This is a genomic window from Streptomyces sp. NPDC052225 (assembly GCF_040679615.1).
GTDB lineage: Bacteria > Actinomycetota > Actinomycetes > Streptomycetales > Streptomycetaceae > Streptomyces.
This window is the reverse complement of the sequence record NZ_JBFAVD010000001.1, coordinates 92,625-115,271: the sequence shown is the minus strand read 5'-3', so window position 1 is coordinate 115,271 and position 22,647 is coordinate 92,625. Positions and strand designations below refer to the sequence as shown.

Below are 22,647 nucleotides of genomic sequence, written 5' to 3'. Positions count from 1 at the left end.
GGTGAGTGCCGTGATCGTAGGAGCGATTGTCGTAGGACTCGTGGTCGTCGCCGTGGTCGTCGTGCTGGCGTCCTCCGGCGGGCGCGGGGACCCGCTCGCGCCGCGGGACGCCAGGAAGGCCGGGAAGAACCGGCGGACGTCGACGCACAAGAGCCGCAGCGGCAGCAGCTGGTGGGCCGGCGGTGCCGCGTCCGGTGGCGGCGTCTCCTGTTCGGGCGGGTCGTCCGGGCATTCGGGCGGGTCGTCCGGGCACCACCACTCGTCGTGCGGGGGAAGCTCCTCGTGCGGTGGCGGCAGCTCCTGCGGCGGAGGCTCGTCGTGCGGGGGTGGCGGGGGGTGCGGCGGAGGCAGCTGACGCCGGACCCATGGGCGTGCGGCCCGCGCGGAGGCGACTGACACGGGGCAGTCGGACCGCGCGGGCCGCACGCATGTCCGGTCGTCCCCCCGGAAGTTGTGCGCCGGGCGCGAAAGTCGGCCCTGGAAGTTGAACAGTTGAGCTGTGCAGCCCTCGGGGGGATGGAAACCCTCCGAAGTTGGGTAAAAACGCTGTGGTGGCGCCACCGCCCATGATTCCCTTTTAACCGTCAAAAACAGCCCTCGTTCGACGTACTCGGCCTACGTAATCGATGTATCCGACCCTTACGTACTCGACACGTTCGCGTGGGCGCGAGCCGGTCCCTTTGACATAAGCCGGTCTCACCTCCTTATGCGTGCTTGCGGAGCCGACCCATGCTCACGACCCTGAACACCGCCTACACCGACACGAATGCGGCCGACCTGGCCTGGGCCCTGGGCCGGGAGCCCTTGCCCGCACTCGCCACCCTCGACCTCGAACTCGCGGGTGCCAAACTGCAGTTGAGACTCCTCGGCGCCTCCCATCAGGTGCTGCTCGAAGAGGAGCACGGCAGCTGTTCGGAGACCGTGGCCTGCATCCCCGGCAGCAGCACCCCGCTCCCGCTCGGCGTCGCCAAACGCCTCGGCGACTGGGAGTACGAATTCGCCGCGCGCGTCGAACAATTGACGGCCGGTCAATTCGCGGGGCGGGCGCAGGAGTTGCTGGCGCTCGTCGCCGACCATCCGAACGGTCTCGCCGGGGTCTTTCCCGGCAGCCCGCACGCCTTCACGGCCATGCTCGCCCAGCGGCACGACGACGGGCAGGTGCACTGGCGCACCTGGCACGCCTATCCGCAGGACGGTCAACTCGTCGCCACCCGCAGCCGGGTGGGTGTGCGGGTGCCCGCGGGGGCCGCCCTCTGAGCCCTGGCCCGGGCCGCCGTACCGGCCCCTGTCTGGGGCGCTTTGTCCTGCGGAGTATGCGTGCGGTACGCCGTTTCCACACGTGTGGGTGACGGGGCGGAGTCGAACGGTGACGTAGCGTTCCAGGGTGATCGAACCGCACGCGCCCGCCCCGCCCGGAGGGGCCCCACGGCACCTCGGCGGACCGGGCCGGGCTCCGCTGCCGGTCAAACCGGGCACCGGCCGGTTCCTGGTCCTCGTCGGCGTCTTCGTCTGCGCGGCCTGCGGCCTGGTCTACGAACTCGAACTCGTCGCGCTCGCCTCGTACCTGATGGGCGACTCGGTCACCCAGGCCTCCGTCGTGCTCTCCGTCATGGTCTTCGCGATGGGCCTCGGCTCGCTCGCCGCCAAACGGCTGCGCTACCGGGCCGCCGTCGGCTTCGGCATGGTCGAGGCCGCCCTCGCCCTCGTCGGCGGATGCAGCGCGATGGCCCTGTACGCGGTGTTCGCCTGGACCGGCGACTGGGGCGGGGCGTGGACGGAGGGCCCGCGCTATCTGCTGGTCGCGTTCTCCCTGGCCATCGGCGTGCTCATCGGCGCCGAGGTGCCGCTGCTCATGGTCCTCATCCAGCGCATCCGGCGCCAGGACCCCGGCGGGGCCGTCGCCGACCTCTTCGCCGCTGACTACGTGGGCGCGCTGGTCGGCGGCCTCGCCTTCCCGTTCCTCCTCCTGCCCCTCCTCGGACAGCTGACCGGGGCGCTGCTGACCGGCGCGGTCAACGCGGTGGCCGGCGGCACCCTCGTCCTCGGCCTGTTCCTGCGCGACCTCAGCGCCCGCGGCCGCCTGCTGCTCCTGATCGCCAACGTGACCGTGCTCGGGCTGCTCGCCACCGCGTGGATCCTCGTCGACGACTTCGAGCGCGCGGCACGCCAGGCCATGTTCGGGCCGCACGTCAGGGCCGCCGTCCAGACGGCCGACCAGGAGGTCGTCCTCACCGGCGGCGAACACGGGCGGCCCGTCCACCTGTACCTCGACGGCCGGCTGCGCGTCCGCTATCACGCGGCGCTCGTCGGCCCCGCCCTCAGCGGCGGACCGCGCGAGCGGGTCCTCGTGCTCGGCGGCGGAGACGGCCTCGCCGTGCGCGAGGTCCTTCGCCATCGCGGGGTGCGCACCGTCGACGTCGTCGACACCGACCCCGGCCTGGTCCGCCTCGCCCGCACCGACCCCGGCCTGACCGGTCTGAACGGGCGGGCGCTGAGCGATGCGCGGGTGCGGGTCGCGACCGGTGATGTCTTCGGCTGGCTGCGCGGTGCCGTACGGGCCCGGGTGCGCCCCTACGACGTGGTGATCTGCGACCTCCCCGACCCCGGCCGCACGGCCAGTACGAAGCTGTACTCGCAGGAGTTCTACGGGCTCGTGGGGCGGGTGCTCGGGGAGCGCGGGCGGGTCGTGGTGCACGGCGGCCCGGCGCCGGACCGCCGCTTCTGGACGGTGGCCTCGACGGTTCGCTCCGCGGGGTTGCGGGTGGTGGCGTACCGGGGGGACGGGGGTGCGGGTTTCGTTCTCGCGGGGTGGTCGTGGCCCGGGGTGCCTGAGGTTGCGGGGGCGCGCCCGGCGGGACCTGACCCTGGGTACGCCCCGTCGACGCTGGTGCACCCGCGTTACTGATTTCGTCTGCGGGTTCGGTGGGGGCTGGTTGCGCAGGCCGCATTTCCCCGATGGAGGCAAGCGGCGAAGCCGCAAGCCTCCAGGGGCGCGGGGAACTGCGCGACCAGCCCCCACCGGACGGTCAGTCGAACCGAATACCCGTCCAGCCCGGCGAAGAAGGGTCCACGTTCACGACGGAGTCGCTACGCTCGGGTGACATGGAGCATGAGGTGTACGTTCCGGTTCCGGCGGAGTCCCTGCGGGCGGTGCTCTGCGATCCCCTTCGCGTGGCCCGGGCGCTGCCCGGGTTCCAGCGGGACGCGGCCGGCGACGGAGGCCGCCTGAAGGTGCGGGTCGGCGGCCACGCCATCACGTACCGCGGCAGCGTCCGCGTGGCCGAGGCGTCCGACGGATCGTTCGCCGTGACCGGTGACGGCACCGAGGTCCGCGGCACCGGAGGCGTGAAGTTCGCGCTCACCGCCCGGGTCGCCGCGGCCGACGGCGGCTCCACGCTCACGTTCACCGGCACCGCGTCCGGCGACGGCCGTGTGGCCGAACTCCCGCAGGAGGCCGTGGAATCGGCGGCCCACCGACTGCTGAACCGTTTCGCGGGGAACCTGGGCGCAGCCGGCCAGGAGCCGGGTTCGGAGGACGCCGAGCCCGCTTCCGTCTTCGACACCGAGATCCCGCCGCCGTCCCTCGACGTCGAGATGCAGGACGTGGAGGTGGAGGTGCACGTGGACGCGGCTGTGGACGCCGACGCGGACGCGGACGTGGAGGTCGACGACCAGGACACCGAGCTCCCGGCGGAGCCGCTCGCCGCGCACGCCCGGCGGACCATGATCGGCCGCAGTGCCGAGGAGGTCGACCACGCCCCGCCGCGCGGCCGCTACGCCCCGGTGCCCGCCCCCGAGGGAGCCACCGCGGGAGCGACCCTGCGCTGGGCGGCCCCCGCCGCGGCGGTCGCGCTCGCCTCGGCGATCGTGGTCGGCCGGGCCCTGCGCAGGCGCCGCTAGGACCGCGCCGCATAGGGTCAGGGGTCGTGACGACACAGGAGACGACGCTGACCGCGGGCGACGCGGAAGTGACCGTGGCCCCGGCGAACGGGTGCCGGGTGACCAGCCTCAAGATCGCCGGGACGGAGCTGCTGCGGCAGGGGGAGCGCTACGGCTGCTTCCCGATGGTGCCGTGGTGCGGACGCATTCGCGACGGGCAGTTCCGCAACGGCGGCCACACGTACCAGATGCCGCTGAACTCGCCGCCGCACGCCATCCACGGCTTCGCCCGCAGCGCCGAGTGGACGACCGTGCGCGTCTCGGAGAACGAGGCCGCCTTCACGTACGACCTCACCGAGCCCTGGCCCTACCCCGGCCGGGTCACGCAGCTCGTCTCGCTCACCGAGGACGCGCTGACGCTGACCCTCGGCGTCGAGACGTACGGCGACTCGTTCCCGGCGCAGGTCGGCTGGCACCCGTGGTTCAACCGGCAGCTGGGCGACGCGTCGGTGGAGATCGCCTTCGACGCCGCCTGGCAGGAGGAGCGCGGCGCCGACCACCTGCCCACCGGCAAGCGCATCGACGTACAGCCGCAGCCGTGGGACGACTGCTTCGGGATGCCCGACGGCGTCGACGTCACGCTGACCTGGCCCGGCGAGCTCGCCGTGAACGTGAAGAGCCGCGAGCCGTGGGTCGTCGTCTACGACGAGCAGGATGCGGCCGTGTGCGTCGAGCCGCAGACCGGGCCGCCGAACGGCCTGAACACGGCGCCGCGGCTGGTGACGCCGGTCGACCCCCTGGAGGCGTCGACGACCTGGACCTGGCAGCGGCTCTGAAACACGGCCTTTAAGCTCATGGCCATGACTTCGAACGACGTGCGCGACGCGCTGCTCCAGCAGATCAAGGACAAGGCCGTGGTGCACGGCAAGGTGACGCTCTCCTCCGGGATCGAGGCCGACTACTACGTCGACCTGCGCCGCGTCACCCTCGACGGGGAGGCCGCCCCGCTCGTCGGTCAGGTGCTGCTCGACCTCACGAAGGACCTGGAGTTCGACGCGGTCGGCGGCCTGACCATGGGCGCCGACCCCGTCGCCGGCGCGATGCTGCACGCGTCCGCGGCCCGGGGCGAGCGGCTCGACGCGTTCGTCGTCCGCAAGGCCGCGAAGGCGCACGGCATGCAGCGCCGCGTGGAGGGCCCGGACATCGAGGGCCGCCGCGTGCTCGTCGTCGAGGACACATCCACCACCGGCGGCTCCCCCCTTGAGGCCGTGCAGGCCGTGCGCGAGGCGGGGGCCGAGGTCGTCGGCGTCGCGACGATCGTGGACCGGGCCACCGGCGCCGCCGAGAAGATCACCGAGGGCGCGGGCGTCCCGTACCTCTTCGCCTTCTCGAAGGACGAGCTCGGTCTCGACTGACGTCCGAGAGCTCGGGACTTTCGCCGGACTGGAGCATTCGCACAAGTCTGGAAAGATGGGGGCGACGATGATGTCACCCCCTTGGTGAGGGTCACCCAGCGCAACAACCCAAACCCCGCAAACGCGAGCTTTACGAGGAGTCGGCAGATGCCCATCGCAACCCCGGATCAGTACAACGAGATGCTCGACCGGGCCAAGGCGGGGAAGTTCGCCTACCCGGCCATCAACGTCTCGTCGACGCAGACCCTCAACGCGGCCCTCCAGGGCTTCGCCGAGGCCGAGAGCGACGGCATCATCCAGATCTCCACCGGCGGCGCCGAGTACCTGTCGGGCCAGGGCGTGAAGGACATGGTCGTGGGCGCCCAGGCGCTGGCCGAGTTCGCGCACGTCGTCGCCGAGCGCTACCCGAACAAGATCGCGCTGCACACCGACCACTGCCCCAAGGGCAAGCTGGACGGCTACGTGCGCCCGCTCCTCGAGATCTCCGCGGCCCGCGTCGCCAAGGGCCAGAACCCGCTGTTCCAGTCCCACATGTGGGACGGCTCGGCCGAGACGCTGAACGACAACCTGGAGATCGCCCAGGAGCTGCTCGCCAAGGCCAAGGCCGCGAACATCATCCTGGAGATCGAGATCACCCCGACCGGTGGTGAGGAGGACGGCGTCTCGCACGAGATCAACGACAACCTCTACACCTCGGTCGACGACGCGATCCGCACGGTCGAGGCCCTGGGCCTGGGCGAGAAGGGCCGCTACCTGCTCGCCGCGTCGTTCGGCAACGTGCACGGCGTGTACAAGCCGGGCAACGTCGTGCTCCGCCCCGACCTGCTCGCCGAGCTGAACGAGGGCATCGCCGCGAAGTACGGCAAGCCGGCCGGCTCGAAGCCGTTCGACTTCGTCTTCCACGGCGGCTCCGGCTCGACGGTCGAGGAGATCACCACCGCGCTGGAGAACGGCGTCGTGAAGATGAACCTCGACACCGACACCCAGTACGCCTTCACGCGGCCGATCGCGGGCCACATGTTCGAGAACTACGACGGCGTCCTGAAGGTCGACGGCGAGGTCGGCAACAAGAAGACGTACGACCCGCGCGTGTGGGGCAAGAAGGCCGAGTCGGGCATGACCGCCCGCATCGTCGAGGCCTGCGCCAACCTGCGTTCCACGGGTACGCGCATCAAGTAGTCCGCTTCGCGCACGGGCCCGGTGTCCCCTCGGGGTGCCGGGCCCGTGTCATGTGCCCTGCCCGGAGGTCTCCCGATGTCTTCAGCGACGTACGACTTCGACATACCCGTCGACCGGCGCGGCACCTGGTGCGTGCAGTGGGACGGCATCACCGACCGGTTCCCCGTGCCCGACCTGCTGCCGTTCACGATCTCCGACATGGACTTCGCGTGCGCGCCGCAGGTGCTCAGTGCCCTCACCTCCCGTGTCGCGCATGGCGTGTTCGGCTACACGGACTGGCGCAACGACGACTTCCGCGGTGCGATACGCGAGTGGTTCCGCACCCGGTACGCCACCGAGGTCGACGCCGAGCGCCTCGTGTACGCCCCGTCGGTGCTCAACCAGATCTCGCAGCTGCTGCGCATGTGGACCGGGCCGGGCGACGGCGTCGTGCTGCACGCGCCGACATACGACGGGTTCCGCAAGGCCGTCACCGGGCTCGGGCGCGAGCTGCGGGCCGTCGGGAGCGACGACTGGGCGGGCCTGGAGCGGGAGCTGGCGCGCCCCGACAGCCGGGTGTTCGTGCTCTGCTCGCCGCACAACCCGACCGGGCGGGTGTGGACGGACGCCGAGCTGCGGCGCATGGCCGGCCTCGCGCGCACGTACGACGTCGCCGTCATCAGCGACGAGATCCACGCCGATCTCACGCACGACGGGCACGTGCACCGGCCGTTCGTGCGGTATGCGGACGCGGACGCGGGTGCGGGCGGGCTGCGCTGGGCGCTCGTCACCTCCGGCACCAAGGCCTTCAACTTCCCTGCGCTGACCGGGAGTTACGGGTTCGTGGGCGACCCGGACGACCACGCCGAGTTCGTCCGGCGGATGGACACCGGCGAGGGGCTCGCGTCGCCCGCCGTGCTGTCGCTGACCGCGCACATCGCCGCGTACCGCGAGGGCGGGCCGTGGCTCGACGCCCTGCGCGCGTACACGTACGGGAACCTGCGGATGGTCGAGGAGAAGCTCGCGGCGGGGCTGCCCGAGCTGGGCTGGCGGGTGCCGCAGGCCGGGTATCTCGCCTGGATCGATCTGCGGCCGCTCGGCATCGAGGAGGACGGCGAGCTCCAGCGGGTCCTGGTCGAGGAGGAGAAGGTCGCCGTGATGCCCGGTGGCACGTACGGGGCACCAGGGTTCGTGCGGCTGAACGTCGGCTGCCCGCGGTCCAAGGCCGAGGCCGGGATCGACGCTCTGATCAGGGCCGCGCGCCGGGTCGCCCGGTAGGCGCGGCACACTGGGACCCATGAGCCTTCACGAGAACCTGCTCGGGGGACCGCCCCCGACCCACCTGCCCGACGACCCGGAGCCGCGCGAGCTGCTCGCGGCGGGCACGGCGCCGGCCGACGTCGCCGCGAAGTACCCGACCTCCTCGCTCGCCTGGGCGCAGCTCGCCGACGAGGCGTTCGAGCGGGGCAGCGTCGTCGAGTCGTACGCGTACGCGCGCACCGGCTACCACCGCGGCCTCGACGCCCTGCGGCGCAGCGGCTGGAAGGGCCACGGCCCGGTGCCGTGGGAGCACGAGCCGAACCGCGGCTTCCTGCGCGCCCTGCACGCCCTGGCCCGCGCCGCCGGCTCCATCGGCGAGCAGGAGGAGTACGAGCGCTGCACGACGTTCCTGAAGGACTCCTCGGAGACGGCCGCGCAGACGCTCGGCTAGTTCTCTTCGCCGCGTTCCGCACAGGGCCCGCCTGGTGTGATCAGGCGGGCCTTGCCGTTTCGGGGGACGATTGCGGAGGATGCACGTGGGGACCGGGGCCCCGTGCCGGTAACGGCAGGGCGGACCGCTACCCGGAGTACGCAACAGGAGACAGCGATGTCCCACGACGCGGAAGCACCAGCGACCCCGCATCTCGACTTCGCGGGCACCACGCCCTACGAGGACTACGTCCAGGCGGACGTCCTCACCCACCTTCAGCACCTTCGCTCGGACGACCCCGGCGAGATGGTCTTCCTGGTCACGACCCAGGTGATGGAGCTGTGGTTCACCGTCATCGTGCACGAGTGGGAGACCGCGGCCCGGGCTCTCGCCGCCGACGACGTGCCCACCGCCGTGGCCGCGCTCAAGCGGTCCGTACGGGAGCTGCAGGCGCTCAACGACTCGTGGCGCCCGCTGGCGCAGCTCACCCCCGCCCAGTTCAACTCGTACCGCTCCGCCCTCGGCGAGGGCTCCGGGTTCCAGTCGGCGATGTACCGGCGCATGGAGTTCCTGCTCGGCGACAAGTCGGCGTCGATGCTGGTGCCGCACCGGGGCGCACCGCGCGTCCACGCCGAGCTGGAGAAGGCGCTGCACGAGCCGAGCCTGTACGACGAGGTGCTGCGGCTGCTCGCCCGCCGCGGGTACGACGTGCCGCGCGCCGTCCTCGACCGTGACGTCTCCCAGAAGTACGAGCCGTCGCCCGAGGTCGAGGCCGTGTGGACGGATCTCTACGCCGGTGACGAGAGCGCCGAACTGGCCCGCCTGGGCGAGGCGTTGACCGATGTCGCCGAGCTGGTGTGGCGCTGGCGCAACGACCATCTGGTGGCCACGCGCCGCGCGATGGGCGCCAAGACCGGCACGGGTGGCTCGGCCGGTGTGGCGTGGCTGGAGAAGCGGGCGCAGAAGAACGTGTTCCCCGAGCTGTGGACGGCGAGGTCTCATGTCTGATCTGCGCGAGCGTGCGCTTGAGCTCGACTCGGCCGATCAACTGGCGGGCGTACGCGGGGCCTTCGTCCTCGACACCGTGTCCGATCATGCGGCTGACGCCGCGGGCGTCTACCTCGACGGGAACTCGCTGGGCGCGCTGCCCGCGAACGTGCCCGGCCGGGTCGAGGACGTCGTCCGCCGGCAGTGGGGCGAGCTGCGCATCCGGTCGTGGACGGAGTCCGGCTGGTGGACGGCGCCCGAGCGGATCGGCGATCTGATCGCCCCGCTGGTCGGGGCCGCCGCCGGGCAGATCGTCGTCGGCGACTCCACAAGTGTCAATGTCTTCAAGGCTCTTGTGGGCGCGGTGCGGCTCGCGGGGGCCGGGCGCGACGAGATCCTCGTCGACGCCGCGACCTTCCCGACGGACGGGTACATCGCCGCTTCGGCCGCGCGGATGACGGGGTGCGAGGTACGCGCCGTGCAGCCCGGCGAGGTGCCGGACGCGCTGAACTCCCGTACGGCCGCTGTGCTGTTGAACCACGTCGACTACCGCAGCGGGCGCCTGCACGACCTGCCCGGACTGACGGCCGCTGTGCGCGCGGCGGGGGCCGTCTCCGTGTGGGACCTGTGCCACAGCGCGGGCGCGCTGCCGGTCGGGCTCGACGCGCACGGGGTCGACCTCGCGGTCGGCTGCACGTACAAGTTCCTGAACGGGGGTCCGGGTTCGCCCGCGTACCTCTACGTGGCCGAGCGCCATCAGGCCGCCTTCGACTCGCCGCTGCCGGGGTGGAACTCGCACGCCGAGCCGTTCGGGATGCGTCCCGAGTACGAGGCCGCGGACGGCGCCGTACGCGGACGGGTCGGTACGCCTGACATCCTGTCAATGCTCGCTCTGGAGGCGGCACTTGAGGTGTGGCAGCGGCCGGACGTGTCGGTCGGCGGGGTGCGCGCCAAGTCGCTCGCGCTGACGGACTTCTTCCTGGAGTGCGTCGCCGCGTACGTGCCCGAGGGGCGGGTCGAGGTCGTGACCCCGCTCGCCCACGCCGAGCGGGGCAGCCAGATCGCGCTGCGCTGCGCGGACGCGGGCGAGGTGATGGGGCGGCTCATCGCGGCGGGCGTCGTCGGCGACTTCCGGGCGCCGGACGTGCTGCGGTTCGGGTTCACGCCGCTGTACCTGGGGTTCGCGGACGTGGAGCGGGCGGCGCGGGTGCTCGCGGAGATCCTCAGGTGACGCAGGGGCTCAGGTGACGTAGACACCGGCTGCCGCCGCCGCGAGGGCGGCCTCGACGGCACGGGCCGCGTCCGCCTCGGTGGGCGCGGCCCCGGTCGTCAGAAGCCGGTAGTAGAGGGGCGCGGAGACGGCCCGTACGACGTCCGAGGCGTCCGTGCCCGCGGGCAACTCGCCCCGGGCGACGGCCTCTTCGACCACCGGCGCCCACTCCGCGACCCGCACTTCGTAGAACCGCGCGAGGGCCTCGGCCGTACGGGCGTCGCACGTCGCGGCGGCGATCACCGCGCGGAACAGGGGGCCCTGGCGCGGGTCGGCCAGGGTCTTCTGGACGAGGCGGGCGTTGGCGGTCAGGTCGCCGCGCAGCGAGCCGGTCGCCGAGCGCGGCAGGGACTCCTCGGCCATCTCGGCGAGCAGGTCGGCGACCAGGCCGGTCGGCGACGTCCAGCGCCGGTACACCGTCGTCTTGCCGACGTCCGCGCGGCGCGCGATGTCGGCGAGGTCGAGCCGGTCGAAGCCCTGCTCGGCCAGGACGTCACCGGCGGCGGCGAGCACGGCGGCGCGGACCCGGGCGGTGCGGCCGCCGGGGCGGAGGGTGCCGGGCTCGGGTTCGCGTGCGGGGTCGCTGCTCACGGCGGTCATGAAGTCCAGGGTAACGGAACGGGCGAACCGTTAATGCGGTCACTGTGCGTATCGCCTCGCGTGATCCCGTACGTGAAGGGACTGGTAGCGTCCGCTTACCTTGCGGTTCTGATTCCTTCGGGCCAATTCACCTGCGACTTCGAGAGGTTGGAGCATGCCGGACCCCGACCGGGCTGCCGCTGCCCGTGACGAGGCCGAGGAGGCGTCCGCCTTCTCGCACCCCGCCGTACCCCCCGACGTCACCGCGGCGTACGGAGATCACCCGGATCAGGTCGTCGACTTCTACGCGCCCCGGGACGGCTCGACGGCGGCCCCGCTGGTCGTGGCCCTGCACGGCGGAGCGTGGCGGGCCCCGTACGACCGGAAGCATCTGAGCCCGTTCTGCGACTTCCTGGCCCGGCGGGGGTTCGCCGTGGCCAACGTCGAGTACCGGCGCGGCAGTTCGGTGCCGCATCAGGGTGCCGAGGGGTCCGTGGCGGGGCGCTGGCCGGAGACGTTCGACGACGTGGCCGCCGCGTTCGACGCGCTGCCCGGCCTGGTCGCCGATCGGCTGCCGACGGCGGACGCGCGGCGCACCGTCCTCACCGGGCACTCGGCGGGCGGCCATCTCGCGCTGTGGCTCGCGTCCCGGCACGTGCTGCCCGCGGACGCGCCCTGGTTCACCCCGGCCCCGCCGGCGCTGCGCGGCGTCGTGGCGCTCGCCCCGATCGCCGACCTCGGTCTGGCCGAGGAGCTGGGGGTGTGCGGCGGGGCGTCGGCCCAACTGCTCGGCGGGAAGGGCGCGCTGTTCGAGGAGCGGCGGCCGTGGGCCGACCCCGCGCTGCTGCTGCCGACGGGCATCGCGACGACCCTCGTCCAGGGCCGCAGGGACACGACCGTGCCGTTCGCGGTGGCCGAGGCGTACGCGGACGCGGCGGCCGGTGCCGGGGAGGTCGTGGGCGTCACGTTCCTCCAGGAGGTCGGGCACTTCCCGCTGATCGATCCGGCGGCGGACGCGTGCGCGGTGGTCGCGGAGGAGATCGCGCAGCTGGCCTGGTGACAGGCGCTGCGAGCGGGTGGATGCATACCTGGGTATGACGGGGACCGCCGAGTGATACCTGGGAGCTACGCGTGAAGTTGGCTCCGTGGTGTGATGCCGGTTACGGCCTGTGATCCATAACTTCCTTTCCAGAGACGTCGACAGGCGTCACCGGGCGCCGGGCGGCGCCTTCTGGACGGGGAGGACCCATGGGTTTCGGCAGGTGGTCGGGACGGCTGCGGCGCGCGCTGCTCGCGGCGCTGGTGACGGGCGCGGTCGTCGTGCCCGTCTCGGCGGCCGCCCACCCCGAGATCCCGGCCCCGGCCCCGGCCCGCCTCGGGCCGGTCACGGCGGCGACGCTCGACTCGGTGTACGCGGCGAACCGGGCGACGGCGCGGAGCGCGGCCGCGATGGCGCGGGACCACGGGGACACCGGCCGCGCCCGCGAGCTGCGCGAGATGGCCGCCGGTGACCGGACGTTCCTGACGTTCGACCCGCGCGGCGCGGGCCGGGCCGCCGAGGTCTTCGGCGACCTGGCGCACGCGGACCGGATCGCCGTCCTGGTCCCCGGCTCCGACACCTCCCTCGACACGTACGACCGGTTCCGCGCGGGCACCCTCGCGCTGCACGGGCGGCTCGGCGGACGGGCGGCGGTCGTGGCCTGGCTCGGGTACGAGACGCCGGGGACGGTCAGCGCGGCGGTCACGACGACGGGCCGGGCGCAGGACGCCGCCCCCGAACTGGTCGGATTCGTCCGCGAGTTGCGCGCCATATCCGGATTCCGCCCCGCCCCCGCCGTCTCGCTGCTCTGTCATTCGTACGGGTCCGTGGTGTGCGGACGTGCCGCGTCCGGGCTCACCGGAGGCGCGGCCGTCGGCGACCTGGTGCTGTTCGGCAGCCCGGGGACCGGCGCCGACTCGGTCGCCGGCCTGCACACCCCCGCACAAGTGTGGGCGGGGCGCGGCGGCGACGACTGGATCGCCGGGGTGCCGCACGCGAAGGCCGACGTCTTCGGCACCACGGTCGGCTTCGGCACGGACCCCGTCTCCGCCTCCTTCGGCGCGCACGTCTTCGCCGCGGGCGACGGCGGCCACAGCGACTACTTCAGGGCCGGTTCCCCCGCCCTCGACAACTTCGCCCGGATCGTCCTGGGCCAGGACGCGGAGGTCACGCACCCATGAGCGAACTCCTTCTCGCGGCACGGAAGTTCACGCGCCGCGTCGACGAAGCGACCCCGGCGGACCGGGACCGGGCGGTGGACGCGCTGCGCGCCGTCGCAATCCTCGGCGTCGTCCTCGGCCACTGGTTCGTCACCGCGCTCGTGCCCGGCGGCGACGGCGCCCTGCACACGGCGAGCCCGCTCCGGGACATGCCGTGGCTCGCCCCGATCTCCTGGCTGTTCCAGACCCTCGCCGTGTTCTTCCTGGTCGGCGGGCACGTGGCGACGAAGAGCTACGCCGCGGCGCGGGAGCGGGGCCAGACGTACGGGCAGTGGCTGAGGGCCCGGCTGACCCGGCTGTTCCGGCCGGTGGCCGCGGTGCTCGCGCTCTGGTCGGCGGCGTCGGCCGCGCTGCTCCTGTCCGGAGTCCCGCTCGCCACCGTCCACACCCTGGGGAAACTGGCGCTGTCCCCGATGTGGTTCCTGCTGGTCTTCGCGGGCCTGACGGCGCTGACCCCGCTGGTGACGCGGGTCAACCCGCTGTGGCCGCTGGCCGTCGTACTCCACGTGGACCTCATACGCTTCGGCTTCGGCGGCCCCTCCTGGCTCGGCTGGGTCAATGTGGCGGCGGGCTGGCTCGTGCCCTACACGCTGGGCGCCGCCTGGACGCGCGGCGAGCTGACCCGGCGCTCCGGCCGGGTGCTGCTCGTCGGCGGCGCCGCGGCGACCGCGGGCCTGGTCGCCTTCGCGGGCTACCCGGCGTCGATGGTCGGCGTGCCCGGCGCGGCCGTCTCGAACCTGAACCCGCCGACGCTCGCCGCGGTCGCCTTCGGCCTCGCCCAGTGCGGCCTGGCACTGCTGCTCCGGGAGCGGCTGCGGGTGTGGATGCGGCGGCCCGCGGCCTGGGCGGCGGTGGCGCTGGTCAACCTCTCGGCGATGACGGTCTTCCTCTGGCACCAGACGGCGCTGATGGCGGTGACCGCGACCGCCCTGCCCGCGGGACCGCTGCCCGGACTGCACACCGCGCCCGACTCCCTGGCCTGGGTGGCGGCGCGGGCGGCCTGGCTGCCGGTGTTCGGGGTGGGCCTGGCCGTGTGCTGGGCGGCGTTCCGTACGTACGAGCAGGGCGGCCGGCGGGCCTCGCGGGGCGGCACGCGGGTGGTGCGCGTCCGCAGGGCGCCGGTGCGGCCCGGGGGCCGGACGGAAGTGAGGGCCGCACGACATGGCTAGGCGCCGCGGGACGGATGACAAGGTGGACCGCGTGGCGGTGGACCGGGGGGACGGCGAGGATCTGGGGGCGGTGGCCCGCATCCTCGGCCGCGTGCTGCGCCAGGACCTGTGGACGCTCGCACCGATGCCGCTGCCGCCGCTCTCCAGGCCGCGGCTGCGGCAGCTGCGGCTGCTGCGCTGGGCGCCGCATCTGGTCGTCGCGTGGATCACGCTCGGTGCGACGGTGTCGAGCGTCGACCAGTTCGCCGTCCGCTACGAACTGGGCGTTCCGCTGGGGCTGTTGCTCGCCCTCGTCCAGGGCGCGGCGATGGTGCTCGCGCTGTGGCGGCCGGTGCCCGCGTTCTGGCTGTCGCTGCTCGACACGGTGCTCGTCGCGCGGCTCGCCGAGCACTGGCTGACCGGGCAGGCCGCGCCGGGCGACACGGAGTGGCCCTGGTCGGGCCCGACGATCGTCGCCCACGCCACGGTGCTGGTGCTGTTCGCGCTGCGGTCGCCGGTCCGGGCCGTGGTGGTCGCGGCGGGCCTCAGCGCGGCGGCCGGGCCGCTGCTCCAGGAGACCCTCAGCGGGGTCGCCCGGTACTCCTCGACGACCGGGCTCGCGGCGATCGTGTTCGCCGTCGTCGCCCTGGTCGGGGTCGCGTTGCGGGGCCGTCACGAGGCCCGCACCCAGCTCGTCGCCCAGGAGGAGATCACGGCAGAGGAGCGGGCCCGGCGCACGGTCCTGGAGGAGCGCAGCCGCATCGCCCGCGAGCTGCACGACGTGGTCGCCCACCACATGTCCGTCATCTCCATCCAGGCGCAGGTGGCCCCGCACCTGGTGGAGAACCCGCCGGACGCGCTGAAGGAGAACCTGGAGGGCATCCGGCAGAGCGCGCTCGACGCCCTGACCGAACTGCGCCGCGTCCTCGGTGTCCTGCGCGCCGAGCACCCCGACGAGGCATTCTCCGAGGCCGACGGCGACCCCGGAACCGCCGCCGCGCCGCAGCGGCCCCAGCCCACCCTCGACCGGCTCGGCTCCCTGGTGTCCGGCACCCGGGCGGCCGGGCTCGCGGTCACCGTCCTGGAGACCGGCCGGCGCCGGGCGCTGCCGCCCGGGGTCGAGCTGTCGGCGTACCGGATCGTGCAGGAGGCGTTGAGCAACGCGCTGCGGCACGCGCCGGGTTCGACCGTGGAGGTCGCCCTCGACCACGGCCAGGACGGCCTGCGGGTCCGGGTCGCGAACACGGCCCCCGACCGCCCGGCCCCGCCCTCCCCGGGCGCGGGCCACGGTCTGCTCGGCATGCGGGAGCGCACCGCGATGCTGGGCGGCACACTGACCGCGGGGCCGGTCCCCGAGACGGGCGGCTACGAGATCCGCGCCTACCTTCCGGTCGGCGACGCCCCCGCCCACCTCGACCTTCCAGGAGACGACTGATGCCGATCCGGGTGCTGATCGCCGACGACCAGATGATGGTCCGCCAGGGGTTCACCGTGCTCCTGAACACGCAGCCCGACATCGAGGTCGTCGGCCAGGCGGTCGACGGTCTCGACGCCCTGGATAAGGCGGCCGGACTCGCACCCGACGTGATCCTGATGGACATCCGCATGCCCGAGCTGAGCGGCATCGAGGCGACCCGCAGACTCACCGCGTCGGGCTCGCGGGCGCGGGTCCTCGTGCTGACCACCTTCGACCTCGACGAGTACGTGTACGAGGCGCTGCGGGCCGGAGCCTCCGGGTTCCTCCTCAAGGACGCCTCGGCGGACCAACTGGCCGACGCGGTACGGGTGGTGGCGGCCGGCGACGCCCTCCTGGCACCCGGGGTCACGCGCCGCCTCATCGCCGAGTACGCCCGGCTGACGGACGGCGCCACCGGGGTGCGGGACCCGGCCGGCGTGGCGGAGCTGACCGGCCGCGAGACGGAGGTCCTCGTGCTGATCGCGCAGGGTCTGTCGAACGCGGAGATCGCGGAGCGGCTCGTGGTGGCGGAGCAGACGGTGAAGACACATGTGGGCCGGATCCTGGTGAAGCTGGGGCTCAGGGACCGGACGCAGGCGGCGGTCTTCGCGTACGAGTCGGGCTTGGTACGGCCAAGATCAAGCCCCTCCGGCGATTGAGGAGCGGGGTCCGGGCGGAGCCCCGCGACCCGGACGCATACCCGGGTAGTACTCACGACGGACCCCGAGGACCAGACTCGCAGGGGACGACCCCCGCCTTCCCGAGCCGTACGGTCGTGCCATGACCGAGACGACCACCCCCGCGGCCCCCCGAGGCCACAGCCCCGAGTTCAGCCTCGCCAGGGCGGCGCTCCAGGGCCTGCGCGAGGATCTGTTCCAGGACGTGCGCGCGTACCGTCCGCTGCCGCGGGCGGCGGCGAGCGGACCCCTGGCCCAGCTGTTCCCCGAGCGGATACGCAGGAAGCTGGAGTACCTGCCGCACGCCGTGGTCCTGGGCCTGGCCCTGCTCACGTTCATCGTGGGCACCATGGGTGCCACCGACTACGGCGACGCCGGCGCCTTCGCCTACGTGGCCGGGTTCCTGGCGGCGGCCCCGGTGGCGCTGACCCTGTTGCGGCCCACCCTCGCCTGGTGGCTGTCGCTCATGGTGGCCCCCGTCCTGGTGGCCCTGACCAACGGCCAGTACCCGTGGCCGGCGGGCAGCATCCTCGGTCACACGGCCGTGATGACGGTGGTCGCGGCGCGGAGCGGGCCGCGTACGGCGGGGTGGATGTGGACCCTCAGCGCGGTGTACTCGATGCTCGCTGCGTCGGCGGTGGGCGGCTGGTACGACAGCGACGCCGTCCCCGTCCTGATCTTCTCCGGCGTCGCGGTCGCGCTCGTCACGCTCGTCCAGGCCAACCGCACCACCAAGCGCCAGGTCGTCGAGGAGCGCACCGTCACCGCCGTCGAGCGCGACAAGCGGACCCTCCTGGAAGAGCGCACGACCATCGCCCGCGAGCTGCACGACGTGGTCGCGCACCACATGTCGGTGGTCGCCATCCAGGCGGAGGCCGCGCCCTACCGCGTGGAGAACCCGCCGCCCGAGCTGGAGCAGGCCTTCGTCACGATCCGGGAGAACGCGGTGGCGGCGCTGACCGAACTGCGCCGGGTCCTGGGCGTCGTACGGGCGGAGGACTACGAGGCGCCCGACGCCCCGCAGCCCACCCTCGCCGACCTCGACCGGCTCCTGGAGAACGTGCGGGACGCGGGCCTGTCCGTCACCAAGACCGTCACCGGCGCGGTCCGCGAACTGCCGCCCGGCGTCGAGCTGTCGGCGTACCGGATCGTGCAGGAGGCCCTGAGCAACACACTGCGGCACGCGCCGGGCGCGCAGGCCGCGGTCGAGGTGTCGTACGTGCTCGGAGGGCTCGGGCTGCGCGTCGTGAACGGTCCGCCGACGGGGCTCGTGAAACCCAGTCCCGGCGCCGGGCACGGCATCACCGGCATGCGCGAGCGCGTCTCCATGCTGAGCGGCGAGATGACGGCGGACGGGACGGCCGACGGCGGGTACGAGGTGACCGTCTTCATCCCGGTCGCCGCCCGCGAGGCAGGCCCCCGCGAAGAGCGCGACGAGGCGGGCGGCGCATGATCAAGGTCCTGATCGCCGACGACCAGATGATGGTCCGCGAGGGTTTCTCGGTGCTGCTCGGCGCGATGCCCGACATCGAGGTCGTCGGCGAGGCGGTCAACGGCATCGAGGCGATCGCCAAGGTCCGCGAACTGCGCCCCGACGTCGTCCTGATGGACATCCGCATGCCGGAGCTGAACGGCATCGAGGCGACCCGCGAGATCGTCGCCGTCGACGAGGGCGCGAAGGTCCTCGTCCTGACGACGTTCGACCTGGACGAGTACGTGTATCAGGCGCTGCGCGCGGGAGCTTCCGGGTTCCTGCTCAAGGACGCCTCCGCCCGCCAACTCGCGGACGGTGTACGGGTGGTGGCGTCCGGCGAGGCGCTGCTCGCGCCGTCGGTGACGCGCCGCCTGATCACCGAGTTCTCCCGGCTCGCCGACACCCCGAAGCTGCCCGCGGCGCAGCAGCCCGACGCGTACGGCGAACTCACCGACCGTGAGACGGAGGTCCTCGTGCTCATCGCGCAGGGCCTGTCGAACGCCGAGATCGCCGAGCGGCTCGTCGTCGCCGAGTCGACGATCAAGACCCATGTCAGCCGTGTCCTGGTGAAGCTGGGGCTGCGCGACCGCACGCAGGCGGCCGTGTTCGCGTACGAGGCACGTCTGGTCACACCCGGGTGACCAGGACTAACGTCCCCGCATGGAAGCCACCGTCACGCCTCTGTTCGACCCGTGGTCCCCGGCGTTCCTCGCCGACCCGTACCCGGCCTACGCCGCGCTGCGCGCCACCGGCCGGGTCCACCACTACGCGCCCACGAACCAGTACCTGATCCCGCACCACGCCGACGTCTCGGCGCTGCTGCGCGACCGCCGCCTCGGGCGCACCTATGAACACCGGTACGCCCACGAGGACTTCGGCCGCACGGCGCCGCCGCCCGAGCACGAGCCGTTCCACACGCTCAACGACCACGGCATGCTCGACCTCGAACCGCCGGACCACACCCGCATCCGCCGCCTGGTCTCCAAGGCGTTCACGCCGGGCACCGTGCGGCGACTCCAGCCGTACGTGGAGAAGTTGGCCGGTGAGCTGGTCGCGGGCCTGGTCGCGGACGGCGGCGGCGACCTCCTCGCCGACGTCGCCGAGCCCCTGCCGGTCGCGGTCATCGCCGAGATGCTCGGCATCCCGGACGCCGACCGGCCCCTGCTCCGCCCCTGGTCGGCGGCGATCTGCGGCATGTACGAGCTGAACCCGCCGGAGGAGACGGCCCGCGCCGCCGTGCGCGCGTCGGTCGAATTCACCGAGTATCTACGCGAGTTGACAGCGCGGCGGCGCTCGGCCCCCGGCGACGACCTGATCTCCGGGCTCATCGCCGCGCACGACGAAGGGGACCGGCTCACCGAGCAGGAGATGATCTCGACCTGTGTCCTGCTCCTCAACGCCGGGCACGAGGCCACCGTCAACTCGACGGTCAACGGCTGGTGGGCCCTGTTCCGCCACCCCGACCAGCTCGCGGCCCTGCGCGCCGACCACTCCCTCGTGCCGTCCGCCGTCGAGGAGCTGATGCGCTACGACACCCCGCTCCAGCTCTTCGAACGCTGGGTGCTCGACGACATCGAGGTCGACGGCACGACGATCCCGCGCGGCTCCGAGGTGGCGCTCCTGTTCGGTTCGGCCAACCACGACCCGGTCGTCTTCACCGCCCCCGACCGCCTTGACCTGACCCGGGCCGACAACCCCCACATCTCCTTCTCGGCGGGCATCCACTACTGCATCGGTGCGCCGCTCGCCCGGATCGAACTCGCCGCGTCCATGCGGGCGTTGCTCACCCAGGCGCCGACGCTGCGGCTCGCGGCCGAGCCGGTGCGCAAGCAGGCGTTCGTCATCCGTGGGCTGGAGGGACTTCCCGTGGAACTGTGAACGCGAGAGCGGCAGGCCCGCCCCGGCCGCTGGGGTTCTGCCGCTCTCGACCGTGCGTGGCGCCTTCAGCTGGACATGTCCCGCCGCCGCAGCCCCGCGAGTCCGGCCGCCACGAGGACCGCCGCGAGCGCCGTCAGGACGAGCACCGGCGTCCAGTTCATCGTGCCGCCCGGCAGCTTCGGCAGATGCCCGAACGGCGACAGGTCCATCACCGACTGCGGCACCTTCAGCGCCGGTCCGATCCAGCCGAGCAGCAGCGCCGCGCCCGCCACGCCCCACGCGGCGACGGCGGCCCGGGGCAGCAGCCCGTACAGGAGGACGGCCACGCCACCGAGCGTCCACACGGCGGGCAGTTGGGCGAGGCAGGCCCCGAGGATCGGGCCGAATTCGTGCCCGTACCCGAGCGCGAGCCCGAGCCCGCCGAGCACCATGATGAGCGCGGCCCCGGCGAACGCGATCACCAGATGGCCGCCCGCCCACGCAAGGCGTCCCACCGCGTTGGCGAGGATCGGCTCGGCGCGCTGCGAGGTCTCCTCGCCGTTGAGCCGCAGCACGGCCTGGACGACGTACAGCGCGGCGACCATCCCGAGCATGCCGACCATCGTGGCGAGGAAGGCGTCGGTGATACCGGACTGGCCGCCCATCCGCTCGATGATGTCGATGGTGTTCTGGTTGTCGCCGACGAGGTCGGTCGCCCCCTCGGTCATGCCGCCGAAGACGACACCGGCCGCGAGGAACCCGATGGACCAGCCGAGCACGCTGCCGCGCTGCAACCGCCAGGCGAGCCCGGCCGCCGTGCCCAGGCGTCCGTCGGCGGGACCCGGCCGGGTCGGCAGGAAGCTCATGCCGATGTCGCGCCGCCCGGCCAACTCGTGGGCGGCGAAGCCCTGGAGGGCGACGGCGGCCACGAACAACAACAGCACCCACCAGCGTTCGCCCGCGAACGCCCGGACGTTCTCCACCCAGCCGATCGGCGAGATCCAGGTCAGCGGAGAGGAGCCGTCGGCGGTGCCGGAGTCGCCGGCCGCCCGCAGCACGAACGCGACGCCGAGCACCGCCGACGTCAGACCGCGCGCGAGCCGCGCGCTCTCGGTGAACTGCGCGACGATCGCCGCCATCGTCGCGAACACCATCCCGGTCCCGCCGACCGCGAGCCCGAACGCCACTGCCCCGGCGCCCCCTTGGGCCGCGAGGCCGCCCGCGATGAGCAGCGTGAGCACGCCGTTGGCGACGAGGGCCGCGAGCAGCGCGGCGGTCAGCGGCGCGCGCCGCCCCACCACGGCCGACGACACCAGCTCCTGCCGCCCGCTCTCCTCCTCGTCACGGGTGTGCCGTACGACGACGAGCAGGCTCATCACGGCGGCGAGCACCGCCGCGAACGCGCCGATCCGCCACGCCGTCAGCGCGCCGAGCGAGTCACCGAAGACGGGCCCGTACATGGCCCGGATCGACCCGTTGGTGTTCATGGAGCGCATGACGTCGGCGCGCTCGGCGGCCGTCGCGTACACGCTCTTGAGCGAGTTCGGCATGGACAGCACCATCATCGCGACGATGGCGATCCATACGGGGACGAGGACCCGGTCGCGGCGCAGCGCGAGCCTCAACAGGGCGCCCGTGCCCGCGAGTTGACGCCCCCCGCCCACGCGTGGGGCGTAGGTCCCGCTGATGGCGGTCATCGCGCCACCGCTTCCTTCTCGGCCCCGCGCACGTCGTCCTGGTAGTGCCGCAGGAACAGCTCCTCCAGGGTGGGCGGCGTGCTGGTCAGCGACCGCACGCCGGACGCGGTCAGCGACCGCAGCACGGCGTCGAGCTTGTCGGTGTCGACCTGGAGCTTGACCCGGTTCCCCTGTACGTCAAGATCGTGGACCCCGGGCAGGGACGCCAACCCGTCGGGCGCCCCGGCGAGTTCGGCGGTGATGCTCGTCCGGGTCAGGTGTCGCAGCTGGGCGAGGGAGCCGCTCTCGACGGTGGCGCCCTTGCGGATGATGCTGACGCGGTCGCAGAGTTCCTCGACCTCGCTGAGGATGTGCGACGAGAGCAGCACCGTCTGCCCGCGCTCGCGGGTGGCCTCCTCGACGCAGGACTGGAAGACCTCCTCCATCAACGGGTCGAGCCCGGAGGTGGGTTCGTCGAGGATCAGCAGGTCCACGTCGGACGCGGCGAAGGCGGCGACGAGCGCGACCTTCTGCCGGTTGCCCTTGGAGTAGGTGCGGCCCTTCTTGGTGGGGTCGAGCTCGAACCGTTCGAGCAGCTCGGCCTTGCGCTTCTGGTCGAGGCCGCCGCGCAGCCGCCCGTACAGGTCGATGACCTCGCCGCCGCTGAGGTTGCGCCACAGGGTCACGTCGCCGGGCACGTACGCGACCTTCTTGTGCAGCTCGACCGCGTCGGCCCAGGGGTCGCGGCCGAGCATCTGCACGGCACCGGAGTCGGCGCGCAGCAGGCCGAGCAGGACGCGGATGGTGGTCGACTTGCCGGCGCCGTTCGGGCCGAGGAAGCCGTGCACCTCGCCGGTCTCGACATCCAGGTCGAGGCCGTCGAGCGCGTGCGTCCTGCCGAACGACTTGTGCAGTCCGGAGACCGTGATTGCCTTCGTCATGGTTCTGAACGTACGCTGATTTCACAAAGTTGTGAAGTTAAGGAAACGTATAAACTCGCTGACGCAGGTCGGGCAAACGGTGGCAGGGGAGATGATCGGGACATGGTCGAGGAACAGCCGTCTTCGGAATCTTCGAGGCCTTCGGAATCTTCGAGGCCTTCGGAGTCTTCGGACGAGGCCC

The 22,647-nt window shown here is 72.8% G+C and carries 22 protein-coding genes; 19 read left to right on the top strand and 3 right to left on the bottom strand.

Going from position 1 to position 22,647, the window contains the following annotated elements:
* Positions 1-10 precede the first annotated feature (10 nt).
* From AB0L37_RS00560 to kynU, 11 genes are all read left to right on the top strand, one after another.
* A complete protein-coding gene (locus tag AB0L37_RS00560) occupies positions 11-355 on the top strand; it encodes a hypothetical protein (RefSeq protein ID WP_365497792.1) in 345 nt (114 codons plus the stop codon).
* Positions 356-729: 374 nt separating this feature from the next.
* A complete protein-coding gene (locus tag AB0L37_RS00555; RefSeq protein ID WP_365497789.1) occupies positions 730-1,257 on the top strand; it encodes a DUF2617 family protein in 528 nt (175 codons plus the stop codon).
* Positions 1,258-1,384: 127 nt separating this feature from the next.
* The gene (locus AB0L37_RS00550) at positions 1,385-2,905 is read left to right on the top strand and encodes a polyamine aminopropyltransferase (RefSeq protein WP_365497786.1); all 1,521 of its coding nucleotides are present in this window, start codon (positions 1,385-1,387) and stop codon (positions 2,903-2,905) included.
* Positions 2,906-3,102: 197 nt separating this feature from the next.
* Entirely contained in the window at positions 3,103-3,900 is a 798-nt protein-coding gene (locus AB0L37_RS00545) for an SRPBCC domain-containing protein (protein ID WP_365497783.1), read from the top strand.
* 26 nt (positions 3,901-3,926) lie between these two features.
* Positions 3,927-4,715, top strand: a complete 789-nt coding sequence (locus AB0L37_RS00540) for an aldose 1-epimerase (protein WP_365497780.1) — start codon at positions 3,927-3,929, stop codon at positions 4,713-4,715.
* Between the two features lie 24 nt (positions 4,716-4,739).
* Positions 4,740-5,294, top strand: a complete 555-nt coding sequence (gene pyrE, locus AB0L37_RS00535) for an orotate phosphoribosyltransferase (protein ID WP_365497777.1) — start codon at positions 4,740-4,742, stop codon at positions 5,292-5,294.
* 147 nt (positions 5,295-5,441) lie between these two features.
* Positions 5,442-6,473: a class II fructose-bisphosphate aldolase gene (fbaA, locus tag AB0L37_RS00530; RefSeq protein ID WP_365497774.1), complete on the top strand. Its 1,032-nt coding sequence runs from the start codon at positions 5,442-5,444 to the stop codon at positions 6,471-6,473.
* A 75-nt stretch (positions 6,474-6,548) separates the two neighbouring features.
* The gene (locus tag AB0L37_RS00525) at positions 6,549-7,730 is read left to right on the top strand and encodes an aminotransferase class I/II-fold pyridoxal phosphate-dependent enzyme (RefSeq protein WP_365497771.1); all 1,182 of its coding nucleotides are present in this window, start codon (positions 6,549-6,551) and stop codon (positions 7,728-7,730) included.
* A 19-nt stretch (positions 7,731-7,749) separates the two neighbouring features.
* Positions 7,750-8,163, top strand: coding sequence for a DUF3151 domain-containing protein (locus AB0L37_RS00520; protein ID WP_365497768.1), 414 nt, complete (start codon positions 7,750-7,752; stop codon positions 8,161-8,163).
* A gap of 156 nt (positions 8,164-8,319) precedes the next feature.
* Positions 8,320-9,150 (top strand): tryptophan 2,3-dioxygenase family protein, encoded by an 831-nt coding sequence (locus AB0L37_RS00515; protein WP_365497765.1) that lies wholly within the window; start codon positions 8,320-8,322, stop codon positions 9,148-9,150.
* Complete coding sequence (gene kynU, locus AB0L37_RS00510; protein WP_365497762.1) at positions 9,143-10,360, top strand: kynureninase; 1,218 nt, start codon at positions 9,143-9,145, stop codon at positions 10,358-10,360. Before AB0L37_RS00515 ends, kynU begins: the two co-directional genes overlap by 8 nt.
* Before the next feature lie 9 nt (positions 10,361-10,369).
* Here kynU and AB0L37_RS00505 read toward each other — a convergent pair whose 3' ends face one another.
* Positions 10,370-10,999, bottom strand: a complete 630-nt coding sequence (locus AB0L37_RS00505) for a TetR/AcrR family transcriptional regulator (RefSeq protein ID WP_365497759.1) — start codon at positions 10,997-10,999, stop codon at positions 10,370-10,372.
* A 154-nt stretch (positions 11,000-11,153) separates the two neighbouring features.
* Between AB0L37_RS00505 and AB0L37_RS00500 the strand changes: the two genes are divergently transcribed.
* The 8 genes from AB0L37_RS00500 to AB0L37_RS00465 all read left to right on the top strand — a co-directional run bounded on the left by AB0L37_RS00500 (position 11,154) and on the right by AB0L37_RS00465 (position 19,870).
* Positions 11,154-12,038, top strand: coding sequence for an alpha/beta hydrolase (locus AB0L37_RS00500; protein ID WP_365497756.1), 885 nt, complete (start codon positions 11,154-11,156; stop codon positions 12,036-12,038).
* A 188-nt stretch (positions 12,039-12,226) separates the two neighbouring features.
* Positions 12,227-13,198, top strand: a complete 972-nt coding sequence (locus AB0L37_RS00495) for an alpha/beta hydrolase (protein WP_365497753.1) — start codon at positions 12,227-12,229, stop codon at positions 13,196-13,198.
* On the top strand, positions 13,195-14,406 hold the full coding sequence (locus tag AB0L37_RS00490; protein WP_365497750.1) for an acyltransferase: 1,212 nt from the start codon (positions 13,195-13,197) through the stop codon (positions 14,404-14,406). The genes AB0L37_RS00495 and AB0L37_RS00490 overlap by 4 nt, the downstream gene beginning before the upstream one ends.
* Positions 14,407-14,530: 124 nt before the next feature.
* Positions 14,531-15,820, top strand: a complete 1,290-nt coding sequence (locus tag AB0L37_RS00485; RefSeq protein ID WP_365499152.1) for a histidine kinase — start codon at positions 14,531-14,533, stop codon at positions 15,818-15,820.
* Positions 15,820-16,500: a response regulator transcription factor gene (locus tag AB0L37_RS00480; protein WP_365497747.1), complete on the top strand. Its 681-nt coding sequence runs from the start codon at positions 15,820-15,822 to the stop codon at positions 16,498-16,500. The genes AB0L37_RS00485 and AB0L37_RS00480 overlap by 1 nt, the downstream gene beginning before the upstream one ends.
* Positions 16,501-16,621: 121 nt before the next feature.
* Positions 16,622-17,971, top strand: a complete 1,350-nt coding sequence (locus AB0L37_RS00475) for a histidine kinase (RefSeq protein ID WP_365497744.1) — start codon at positions 16,622-16,624, stop codon at positions 17,969-17,971.
* Complete coding sequence (locus AB0L37_RS00470) at positions 17,968-18,633, top strand: response regulator transcription factor (RefSeq protein ID WP_365497741.1); 666 nt, start codon at positions 17,968-17,970, stop codon at positions 18,631-18,633. The genes AB0L37_RS00475 and AB0L37_RS00470 overlap by 4 nt, the downstream gene beginning before the upstream one ends.
* Before the next feature lie 19 nt (positions 18,634-18,652).
* The gene (locus AB0L37_RS00465) at positions 18,653-19,870 is read left to right on the top strand and encodes a cytochrome P450 (RefSeq protein WP_365497739.1); all 1,218 of its coding nucleotides are present in this window, start codon (positions 18,653-18,655) and stop codon (positions 19,868-19,870) included.
* Between the two features lie 65 nt (positions 19,871-19,935).
* Here the strand turns inward: AB0L37_RS00465 and AB0L37_RS00460 are convergent, their stop codons facing one another.
* A complete protein-coding gene (locus AB0L37_RS00460) occupies positions 19,936-21,546 on the bottom strand; it encodes an ABC transporter permease (RefSeq protein ID WP_365497736.1) in 1,611 nt (536 codons plus the stop codon).
* Positions 21,543-22,466, bottom strand: a complete 924-nt coding sequence (locus AB0L37_RS00455; protein ID WP_365497733.1) for an ABC transporter ATP-binding protein — start codon at positions 22,464-22,466, stop codon at positions 21,543-21,545. The genes AB0L37_RS00460 and AB0L37_RS00455 overlap by 4 nt, the downstream gene beginning before the upstream one ends.
* Positions 22,467-22,647: the final 181 nt, after the last annotated feature.

Coding starts and splice junctions, on each gene's coding strand:
- kynU (WP_365497762.1), top strand. CDS start 9,143: ATGTCTGATCTGCGCGAGCGTGCGCTTGAGCTCGACTCGGCCGATCAA.
- AB0L37_RS00500 (WP_365497756.1), top strand. CDS start 11,154: ATGCCGGACCCCGACCGGGCTGCCGCTGCCCGTGACGAGGCCGAGGAG.
- AB0L37_RS00485 (WP_365499152.1), top strand. CDS start 14,531: ATGCCGCTGCCGCCGCTCTCCAGGCCGCGGCTGCGGCAGCTGCGGCTG.
- AB0L37_RS00465 (WP_365497739.1), top strand. CDS start 18,653: ATGGAAGCCACCGTCACGCCTCTGTTCGACCCGTGGTCCCCGGCGTTC.
- AB0L37_RS00460 (WP_365497736.1), bottom strand. CDS start 21,546: ATGACCGCCATCAGCGGGACCTACGCCCCACGCGTGGGCGGGGGGCGT.
- AB0L37_RS00515 (WP_365497765.1), top strand. CDS start 8,320: ATGTCCCACGACGCGGAAGCACCAGCGACCCCGCATCTCGACTTCGCG.
- AB0L37_RS00475 (WP_365497744.1), top strand. CDS start 16,622: ATGACCGAGACGACCACCCCCGCGGCCCCCCGAGGCCACAGCCCCGAG.
- AB0L37_RS00455 (WP_365497733.1), bottom strand. CDS start 22,466: ATGACGAAGGCAATCACGGTCTCCGGACTGCACAAGTCGTTCGGCAGG.
- AB0L37_RS00495 (WP_365497753.1), top strand. CDS start 12,227: ATGGGTTTCGGCAGGTGGTCGGGACGGCTGCGGCGCGCGCTGCTCGCG.
- pyrE (WP_365497777.1), top strand. CDS start 4,740: ATGACTTCGAACGACGTGCGCGACGCGCTGCTCCAGCAGATCAAGGAC.
- AB0L37_RS00490 (WP_365497750.1), top strand. CDS start 13,195: ATGAGCGAACTCCTTCTCGCGGCACGGAAGTTCACGCGCCGCGTCGAC.
- AB0L37_RS00470 (WP_365497741.1), top strand. CDS start 17,968: ATGATCAAGGTCCTGATCGCCGACGACCAGATGATGGTCCGCGAGGGT.
- AB0L37_RS00480 (WP_365497747.1), top strand. CDS start 15,820: ATGCCGATCCGGGTGCTGATCGCCGACGACCAGATGATGGTCCGCCAG.
- AB0L37_RS00525 (WP_365497771.1), top strand. CDS start 6,549: ATGTCTTCAGCGACGTACGACTTCGACATACCCGTCGACCGGCGCGGC.
- AB0L37_RS00545 (WP_365497783.1), top strand. CDS start 3,103: ATGGAGCATGAGGTGTACGTTCCGGTTCCGGCGGAGTCCCTGCGGGCG.
- fbaA (WP_365497774.1), top strand. CDS start 5,442: ATGCCCATCGCAACCCCGGATCAGTACAACGAGATGCTCGACCGGGCC.
- AB0L37_RS00520 (WP_365497768.1), top strand. CDS start 7,750: ATGAGCCTTCACGAGAACCTGCTCGGGGGACCGCCCCCGACCCACCTG.
- AB0L37_RS00505 (WP_365497759.1), bottom strand. CDS start 10,999: ATGACCGCCGTGAGCAGCGACCCCGCACGCGAACCCGAGCCCGGCACC.
- AB0L37_RS00555 (WP_365497789.1), top strand. CDS start 730: ATGCTCACGACCCTGAACACCGCCTACACCGACACGAATGCGGCCGAC.